This window comes from Streptomyces sp. NPDC021093 (genome assembly GCF_044333135.1).
In the GTDB taxonomy this organism is placed as follows: Bacteria; Actinomycetota; Actinomycetes; order Streptomycetales; family Streptomycetaceae; genus Streptomyces.
This window is the reverse complement of the sequence record NZ_JBIRQJ010000015.1, coordinates 128,931-137,521: the sequence shown is the minus strand read 5'-3', so window position 1 is coordinate 137,521 and position 8,591 is coordinate 128,931. Positions and strand designations below refer to the sequence as shown.

General features: G+C 67.6%; 6 protein-coding genes. 4 read left to right on the top strand and 2 right to left on the bottom strand.

What is annotated here, in order from left to right; all coding sequences use genetic code 11:
- Positions 1-225: 225 nt before the first annotated feature.
- Positions 226-1,557: a ParB/RepB/Spo0J family partition protein gene (locus tag ACH4SP_RS37190; RefSeq protein ID WP_398421919.1), complete on the bottom strand. Its 1,332-nt coding sequence runs from the start codon at positions 1,555-1,557 to the stop codon at positions 226-228.
- Complete coding sequence (locus tag ACH4SP_RS37185) at positions 1,554-2,786, bottom strand: ParA family protein (protein WP_398421917.1); 1,233 nt, start codon at positions 2,784-2,786, stop codon at positions 1,554-1,556. The genes ACH4SP_RS37190 and ACH4SP_RS37185 overlap by 4 nt, the downstream gene beginning before the upstream one ends.
- A gap of 766 nt (positions 2,787-3,552) precedes the next feature.
- Between ACH4SP_RS37185 and ACH4SP_RS37180 the strand changes: the two genes are divergently transcribed.
- The 4 genes from ACH4SP_RS37180 to ACH4SP_RS37165 all read left to right on the top strand — a co-directional run bounded on the left by ACH4SP_RS37180 (position 3,553) and on the right by ACH4SP_RS37165 (position 8,526).
- Complete coding sequence (locus ACH4SP_RS37180; RefSeq protein ID WP_398421915.1) at positions 3,553-4,749, top strand: bifunctional DNA primase/polymerase; 1,197 nt, start codon at positions 3,553-3,555, stop codon at positions 4,747-4,749.
- Positions 4,746-6,242 carry a phage/plasmid primase, P4 family gene (locus ACH4SP_RS37175; protein ID WP_398421913.1) on the top strand — a complete coding sequence of 499 codons (1,497 nt, stop codon included), beginning with the start codon at positions 4,746-4,748 and terminating at the stop codon, positions 6,240-6,242. Before ACH4SP_RS37180 ends, ACH4SP_RS37175 begins: the two co-directional genes overlap by 4 nt.
- Positions 6,239-6,640: a DUF6009 family protein gene (locus ACH4SP_RS37170; RefSeq protein ID WP_398421911.1), complete on the top strand. Its 402-nt coding sequence runs from the start codon at positions 6,239-6,241 to the stop codon at positions 6,638-6,640. Before ACH4SP_RS37175 ends, ACH4SP_RS37170 begins: the two co-directional genes overlap by 4 nt.
- Positions 6,641-6,966: 326 nt before the next feature.
- Positions 6,967-8,526 (top strand): acyl-CoA carboxylase subunit beta, encoded by a 1,560-nt coding sequence (locus ACH4SP_RS37165; protein WP_398421909.1) that lies wholly within the window; start codon positions 6,967-6,969, stop codon positions 8,524-8,526.
- The last annotated feature ends 65 nt before the right edge of the window (positions 8,527-8,591 follow it).

Sequence of the window (8,591 nt, the reverse complement as noted above, 5' to 3'; positions counted from 1 at the left end):
TGGGTTTGGTCCGCTTGGTTTGGTTTCTATCGGGGTGGGGGCGGGGGTGAAGTGATTACGGCGTAATCACTTCACCCCCGCCCACAGCCACCAGCCCACAACCCAGAGCCCACAACCACCAGCTGGTACCGCTCCCCCGCCCTGTCAGACGGTGTTCTCGTCAGGCAGTGTTCTCCTCAAGCGGTGTTCTCCTCAGGCAGTGTTTTTCCTCAGGCAGTGTCCTCGTCAGGCGGTGTCCTCGTCGGCAGCGAGCTTCAGCAGCGTCCGGTAGTTCTCCGGAGTCATCCACTGCTTGGCGATCGCAAGCACCGCCTTCGGGTCCGCCCAGGGAACCGCGTCCGCACCGGCGCGGTCGGAAGCAGCGCGGTCAGAAACAGCACGGTCAGAAGCGGCGCGGTCAGGAACAGTGCGGCCAGGAACAGTGCGGTCGGAGAAGGCACGGTCGGGAACGGCGTCTCTGCGCTGGGACTCGGTGCGGGCAGACGCGGGGGAGTCGCTCTCGTGCCAGCGGAGGCCGGGGGCTTCCGAAGTGATTACGCCGTAATCACTCTGCGGGTCCGGCGCAGGCACAGACCTCGGTGCGAACGCGGAAGTGATTACGCCGTAATCACCTTCCGACTCCGACACAGGTGCGACCAACGGCTCGGAGGCACCCCAGGACCCCGGCACCGGCGTCGACCCGGAAGACTGCCCGGAAGAAGACGACCCGGAGGACAAACCGGAGGACGGCCCGGAACCCGGCCCAGAAGGCAGCACGGAGGCCGACCCGGGCGCGGGAGTGATTACGCCGTAATCACTTTCCGGTACGGACCTGGCGGCGCGCTGCCTCTCCCGGTCGGCCTCCTCCTCCGCCTTGAGCTGCTTGAGTCGCTCGAACTCTGCCTGCTGCTCCTCGGCCGGCTTGTTGCCGACGGCTCGCAGCAGCTCGACCGACTCTTCCTTCCTCTCCAGCCGCTGCTGAAGTTCGGGCGTCAGTCCGAGCAGGGCCAGCCGCTGAGCGACCCAACCCTGAGAACGGTGCAGCCGTGCCGCCAGCTTGCGCTGACTCCCGTGGACCCGGAGCAGGGCCTCCAGCGCACGCGCCTCGTCAAGGGGGGCGAGGTCCTGGCGGTGGATGTTGGCGACGAGCGCGGACTCCAGAAGCTCGTCCGGGTCGCTGCCCAGGTCGTCGTCCACCATGACCTTGAGAGTCGGCAGACCGGCCTCACGGGCAGCAGCCAGCCGACTGTTGCCGTCGATGACGACGTACGAGGTGTCGGCTTCGAGGTTCTCGCTCTGATCCGGGTTGGCCACCAGGTAGGCATCCCTGGCCATGATGGTGATGGCCTGCTTCTGCCCATGGTCCTTGAGGCTGCCCGCGAGGGCGGTGAGGTCCCCGAGGGTGGCCCGCGGGTTGGCGGGGTTGAGGCTGATGTGACGCAGGGGCAGGACGACGGGGGGCGGGGCCCCTTCGGTCGGGGCCTTGGTCGCGCTGTTGATCGCAGCGCGCCGGGCACTGACGGGCCGGGCGTTGCCGAAGGAGGCGCTGGTGCCGAGGCGGCTGGCCTTGCTGCTCATGAGATCTCCCTGGCCAGTGCGCGCAGCGCGACCGCCTGCTCGCACTTGGGCGCGTAGGCCAGCAGGGGCCGCTTGACCCGTACTGCCTCCTTCTGCTCCTTGAGGTCCCCGATGACACCGACGACCCTCGGGTCCTTGATGTCCGTCCAGGCCTGGAGCGAGGACGTGGCGATGTAGCCGCGCCTGCTGTCGTACTGGTTGACGACGATGCCCAGGTAGTTGATGTCGAGGGCCAGGTCGTCACGCAGGTCCGCGATCTGGGTGGTCAGCAGGTCGTAGGCGTCGGCGGAGCTGTCCTCGGCCTGCACCACGATCAGGACCCCGGAGTTGCCCGACGGCTCTTCGGGCCGCCTGCGGCCGTAGTACGCGGCGGCATCCATGCTCAGGCCGAGGCTGGGCGGGCAGTCGACGAGGACTACGTCGTAATCGTCCTCGATGGGCGCCAGGGCACGCTCCAGTGCCGCCTCACGCGCGCGTACGGACGAGAGCTTGACGTCCAGGAGGAAAGCGTCGGTGCAGGCGGGCAGCAGATGCAGCCGGTCGCCGAAGCGCTCGTCCTCGATGGCGACGACCAGGTCCCGGATGTCGCCCGCTGCTTCGCCCGACATGTGCTTGGTCAGGCTCTCGCCGGCCATCGGCAGCGTTTCCTGCCCGAGCTGCTTGGTGAGGTGGCCCTGTGGATCGAAGTCGACGAGCAGGACCCTCAGCCCGGGACCGGGGAGGGACTCGTCACCGAAGCCCTTGTCCTCGTCGGTGAGTGCCGCGAAGTGCCGGGAGACTCGGACCGGGTACAGCGACTGGGCGTCCTCGGCGAGGGCCTCGCCGGTACCGGCCGCGATGGCGGTCTTGCCGACGCCGCCCTTCTGGTTGCAGACGATCAGTCGCTTGGTGAAGGCGGGCCGCTGGACGGTGGGCGCCGGGTTCTTCTCCAGCCACAACTGCACGGACTGCGAGAGCCCTTGGACGAGGGAGACCCCGCGAGCCTTGCAGTCCGTGCGGAACTCCTCCCACAGGCCCGCGGGCAGCAGGGTGGCGAAGGACTCGGCGCCGGAGGTGTCGACGGGGGAGAGGTTCGCGCCCAGGTTCCGCCAGTCGGCGGTGCCCTGTGCGACGGCTTCCTGGATGTCGACACCGAGTTGGGCGGTACGGATCTTGAGTTCCTGGCGGAGCCAGGGCGGGAGCTTCGAGACGACCTTGTCCCGGTCTGCCTGCGAGTGAGGAGATGCCATGGCGTCACATTACTAACTCTCAAGCCCACCTGACGCACAGACACGTTAGGTTTCCATCTTTTATGACGAACGAGCCATTCGGAGGGCGGCCGGAGGGAGGAGCGACCGAAGCGACCAAAGCGACTGTGAAAGCAAAAAGACTCAAAAACGGCCTGGTAGCGGCGGCAGTGGTGGGGCGGCGAAGTCGGGCGGGAAACGGTGTTCTTCGGGCGTGGGTCGCTTCGGTCGCTCAAGTCGCTCTCAAGACTGGGACGAGACCAGGACTGGGACGAGACGAGACGGAGCTTGAGTCGCTCTCGGTCGCTCCGTCGCTGTTCAGTCGCTGGCGAATCGAGGGCTCCGACGACAGCGACTGAAGAAAAGCGACCAAGAGGCGCTTCGGTAGCTCCCTCGGTCTCAAGGAAAACTGCAGGTCAGAAGCAGTATGGAGAAGCAGCAGCGACTGAAGCGACTCTAGGTCCGGGTATATGAAGACATTGGCGTGTGCGCGTGTGCGTCATATATAGGGAGCTTGAGTCGCTTCAGTCGCTGTTAGGGTCTCCACATGGCCTCTGACCTGGGGTTTTTTCTGAGCGACTGAGAAGCGACCGAAAGGCGTTCAGTAGCTGGGCCCAGAAGCTTCAGTCGCTGGACCGTAGTTCGGGGTCGGAGACCGGCGCATCACCAACACACCCGGGACGGGGACCTCAAGTACCCGCCATGTCACTCTGGTTTCGCTAGTCTATGTCTGTCGTTGAGTCGCTTCGGTCGCTGATAGGGGATGCACATGGCTCCTGAGCTGCGGTTTTCACGCAGCGACTCAGGCGAGCCCGCTTCCGCGCGCCCGGGCTCGCCGCTGTCGCCTGTGCCGTCTTTGTCTGTTTCGCCCGTTCAGCCAGTACAGCCCGTTCCATCCGTACCGTCAGTACCGTCCGTGCCGCAGTCGCTGGCAACTGCCAGGTGGTGTGTGGGCCGGGGGTGGCCGGTCCATCCTCTGGCTCCGGGACGCAAGACTCCCGCAGGCAACTGCGAGTCGTGTCGTACGCCGGGCCACAACCACCAGGGATGCGCCTGTCTCCCGGCCGGCCGTTGGTGCCACGGGTTCCATGCCGCCACGCTCGACTCCGACAGGATCGAGCAGTGGTGGGGGAGTGCACCGGGCCACGGGGTGGGTGTTGCCTGCGGTCCGGCCGGGCTCGTCATCATCGACATCGACGCGCACCAGCAGCAGCTCCCGGACCGGGACCGCCTTTTGCCCGGGATCAGCATCTCCGCCGACGTCGACCTGGCCGGGCTCGCCAACGGCTTCCACACGCTCGCCGTGCTGGCTGCCCTGCGCGGCACCACCAGCCCGGCGAACGACACGTCGACCCTGCGCGTACGGACCCCCTCGGGGGGCCTGCACGTCTGGTACCGGGCCCACCGCAGCCACCACTGGCGCTGCTCCACCGGCTCGGGTCCCGGGCGTGCCTTGGCCTGGCAGGTCGATGTCCGGGCGCACGGCGGGTACATCGTTGCGCCCGGGACCGTCACCCGGGCCGGTTCGTACACCCCCGTCGACGAAGTGCGGGAGCCTGCGCTGCTTCCCGACTGGCTGGCTCGCGAGCTGGAGCGCACCGGGCACCTGGCAACCGCCCACGTGCCCGCTCCGCGCCCTGTGCCGCCCCGCGCCCGTCAGGCGGTCATCGCGGCCGGGGGAGGCCGTCAGAGCCCCCTCAGAGCCCTTTCCAAGGGGCTTGCGGAAGTGGCGGGCTGTGCGGTCGTCACCGAAGGAGCGGCTTTCTCCGAAAAACTGAACAGGGCTGCCTACACAGCTGGGGGACTGGTGGCTGCGGGACACCTGACGCAAAACGAGGCCGAGAACATCCTGAAAGAGGTGGCCGAACAGGCCCGACCGGGGCAGGAACGCCGCTACACGCCGATCATCCGCAGCGGTCTCAACGCCGGTTCCCTGCGCCCTCTGTCGCTGAGGAGCCGACTGTGACCGCGGGCGAGGGCAACACCCTCTTCGACGCCCAGGCGGTGGCCGCGCAGATCCTTGCGCAGGTCACCCCGGAGGTGCCCGCCCAGGGAGGCGGGAACACCGCACCGGCCACCGCGCAGGGGCTGCTCCCCGACACGCTCACCGACCGTGGCAACGCCAAGCTGTTCGTCAAGCTGTACGCCAACGACTACCGGCACATCCCGGGCCTCGGCTGGTACCGCTGGGACAGCGCCCGTTGGCAGATCGACGAGGACGACACGGTGATATGGGCGGCCGGGGACCTCGCCGAATCCATCGCGCTCACCGACCCACGTGGTGTCTACACGGGTACGTCGCTGCAGCAGCACCGCCGCCGTGCCCTGAGCACCAGCGGCATGAACGCGATGCTGACCCAGGCGAGGTCGGCCCCGGGCATGGTGCTCAACGCGGCGCTCCTGGACGCCGATCCGTATGCCCTGTGCACGCCCGCGGGCATCGTCGACCTGCGCAGCGGAGCGATCCGCACCCCCGACCCCAACAAGGACTTCCACTCCCGCTCCACCTCGCTCGCACCGCGGCCGATGGCCACTCCGCGCTGGAACAGGTTCCTCACGGACACCTTCGGCGGCGGTGCCGAGGGCGAGGAGATGATCGACTTCCTGCACCTGCTGCTGGGTTACTCGGTGACCGGCGACGTCGGCGGCCAGGTCATGCCGTTCCTCTTCGGCTCCGGCAAGAACGGCAAGTCGGTCCTCCTGGACGTCCTGATGAAGCTGCTGGGGGACTACGCGGACGCCGCGCCGCCCGGGTTCCTCATGTCCCGTCCCTACGAGGGCCACCCGACCGACCTGGCCGAACTGCACGGCCGGCGGGTCATCGTGTGCAGCGAGGTCAAGCCGGGGGACAAGTTCGACGAGGCCCGGGTCAAGCTGCTCACCGGCGGCGACCGCATCAAGGCGCGCCGGATGCGCCAGGACTTCTTCAGCTTCGAACCCACCCACAAGCTGTGGCTGCTCGGAAACCACCGTCCCGAGGTCGGCACCGGCGGCTTCGCCTTCTGGCGGCGCATGCGGATGATCCCGTTCGAGCGTGTCGTCTCCGACGACCGCAAGATCGACAACCTGGCGGACATCCTGGTCACCGAGGAGGGCGCCGGCATCCTCAACTGGCTGATCGACGGCGCCCGCCGCTATCTGCGCGGCGAGAAGAACCTGACGGGCCCCGAACGCGTACGGATCGCCACCACGGCGTACGCGGAGACCGAGGACCACACCGGGCGGTTCCTCAGTGAGTCCTGCGCGATCGATCCCGATCTGAGAGCAGAACAGGCACACCTTTACGCCGCTTACCGGGCATGGTGTCAAAATGAAGGCGCACCGCCCATTTCCTCGCGTGCGTTCGCAGCGAGGGTCCGCGAGGCGGTGGGGCTGGCTTCGCCCAAGCAGATGATCCTGTCGAACCAGCGGAAGTACTACCCGGGCATCGGACTGCTCGCCGACGAGGAGACAGCATGAGCGCCCTTATCGCAGAGGACGAGATCCTCCACGAGATCGCACTTGTCTGGCTTGAGGACGTCAGCGAACTCGACTACGTACGTCAGAGCCTCGACCGGCTGCCGACCCGGCGGGGCAAACCGGCGTACCACCGGGACGGCCGCATGGTCGGTTACGCCCAGCTCGGACCTGGCGCCAAGTCGTCGCGTTCCTCGGGCACCTTCCGCCGCCGGGTGTTCTGGCTGCTGCCGCACGACCGGGACACCGCGCCCACCGGGCTGTACTCCAGTGGGGCGCCCGCCGAAGCGGTCGACCCGCGCACCCTGGCACCGGGCAGCAAGGGCCGCAAGACCGAACGCTCGGAGGGCGGCCCGCCCTCATCGGCCATGCAGGAACTGGGCATAACACTGCCCCTGTGACAGGTGCTGCTTCTGTGACGGACAGCGCCCCGGTGACTTGGACCCGGTGTCACGGACCCTGTGGCAGCGGCATGTGGCAGCGGCAGCACGAGCGCGGCCGTCCGGGTGATTACGCCGTAATCACTCACGACCCGCCGTCCAGGTGATTACGGCGTAATCACCTCTGCTCCGGCCGTCCGGGTGATTACGGCGTAATCACCTGCAGCCCGCAGCGCCTCCGGCGGGTGCTTTGAGCGGTGCACCAGCTGTTCTTGAGCAGGGTGTCTGAAGGTCTTCCTCTAGAGAGGAAGGCGATTTCCGTGGTGATGGATCCTTCTTGGGAAGGCATGGCGCCAACCGACTCCTGTGGCCGGGTGGCCGAGCTGCACGCGCTGCGTGAGCAGGCCGTCCGCGGCCCGAGCGAGCGGGCGACCGAGGCGCAGCACGCCAAGGGCAAGCTGACGGCGCGCGAGCGCATTGAGCTGCTGCTCGACCCGGACTCCTTCAAGGAGGTCGAGCAGCTGCGCCGGCACCGGGCGACCGGTTTCGGTCTGGAGAGCAAGAAGCCGTACACCGACGGTGTGATCACGGGTTGGGGCACGGTCGAGGGCCGGACGGTCTTCGTCTACGCGCACGACTTCCGGATCTTCGGCGGTGCGCTGGGCGAGGCCCACGCCACCAAGATCCACAAGATCATGGACATGGCCATCTCGGCGGGCGCGCCGCTGGTCTCCCTGAACGACGGCGCGGGCGCCCGCATCCAGGAGGGCGTGTCCGCCCTGGCCGGGTACGGCGGGATCTTCCAGCGCAACACCCGTGCGTCGGGCGTCATCCCGCAGATCAGCGTGATGCTCGGCCCGTGCGCGGGCGGTGCGGCCTACAGCCCGGCCCTCACCGACTTCGTGTTCATGGTCCGTGAGACCTCGCAGATGTTCATCACGGGTCCGGACGTGGTGCGTGCGGTGACGGGTGAGGAGATCACCCAGAACGGTCTCGGCGGGGCCGACGTCCACGCCGAGACCTCTGGCGTCGCGCACTTCGCGTACGACGACGAGGAGACGTGCATCGCGGAGGTCCGGTACCTGATCTCGATGCTGCCGTCCAACAACCGGGAGAACCCGCCGACGGTGGTCTCCGAGGACCCGGCGGACCGGCGCGGCGACGTGCTGCTTGACCTGGTTCCGGCGGACGGGAACCGTCCGTACGACATGCGCAAGGTGATCGAGGAGCTCGTCGACGACGGCGACTACCTGGAGATCCACGAGCGCTGGGCCACCAACATCCTGTGTGCACTGGCCCGGCTGGATGGTCAGGTCGTCGGGATCGTGGCGAACCAGCCGCAGTCCCTCGCGGGCGTCCTGGACATCGAGGCCAGCGAGAAGGCCGCGCGTTTTGTGCAGTTGTGCGACGCGTTCAATATTCCGATCGTGACGCTGCTCGATGTGCCCGGCTTCCTGCCTGGTGTTGATCAGGAGCACGGGGGGATCATCCGGCACGGCGCGAAGCTGCTGTACGCGTACTGCAACGCCACCGTGCCGCGGATTTCGCTGATCCTGCGGAAGGCGTACGGCGGCGCGTACATCGTCATGGACTCGCAGTCCATCGGCGCCGACCTCACCTATGCGTGGCCGACGAACGAGATCGCGGTGATGGGTGCCGAGGGTGCGGCGAACGTGATCTTCCGTAAGCAGATCGCGGAGGCCGAGGACCCGGAGGCGATGCGGGCGCGCATGGTCAAGGAGTACAAGGCCGAGCTGATGCACCCGTACTACGCCGCTGAGCGCGGACTGGTCGACGACGTGATCGATCCCGCCGAGACCCGCTCGGTCCTCATCGCCTCGCTGGCGATGCTGCGCAACAAGCACGCGGACCTGCCGTCGCGCAAGCACGGCAACCCGCCCCAGTAGGCGGATTCCCAGGCCGAGGCGGAGGCCGACACACGGTACGAGATCCCTGTACGAGACCCCCACAG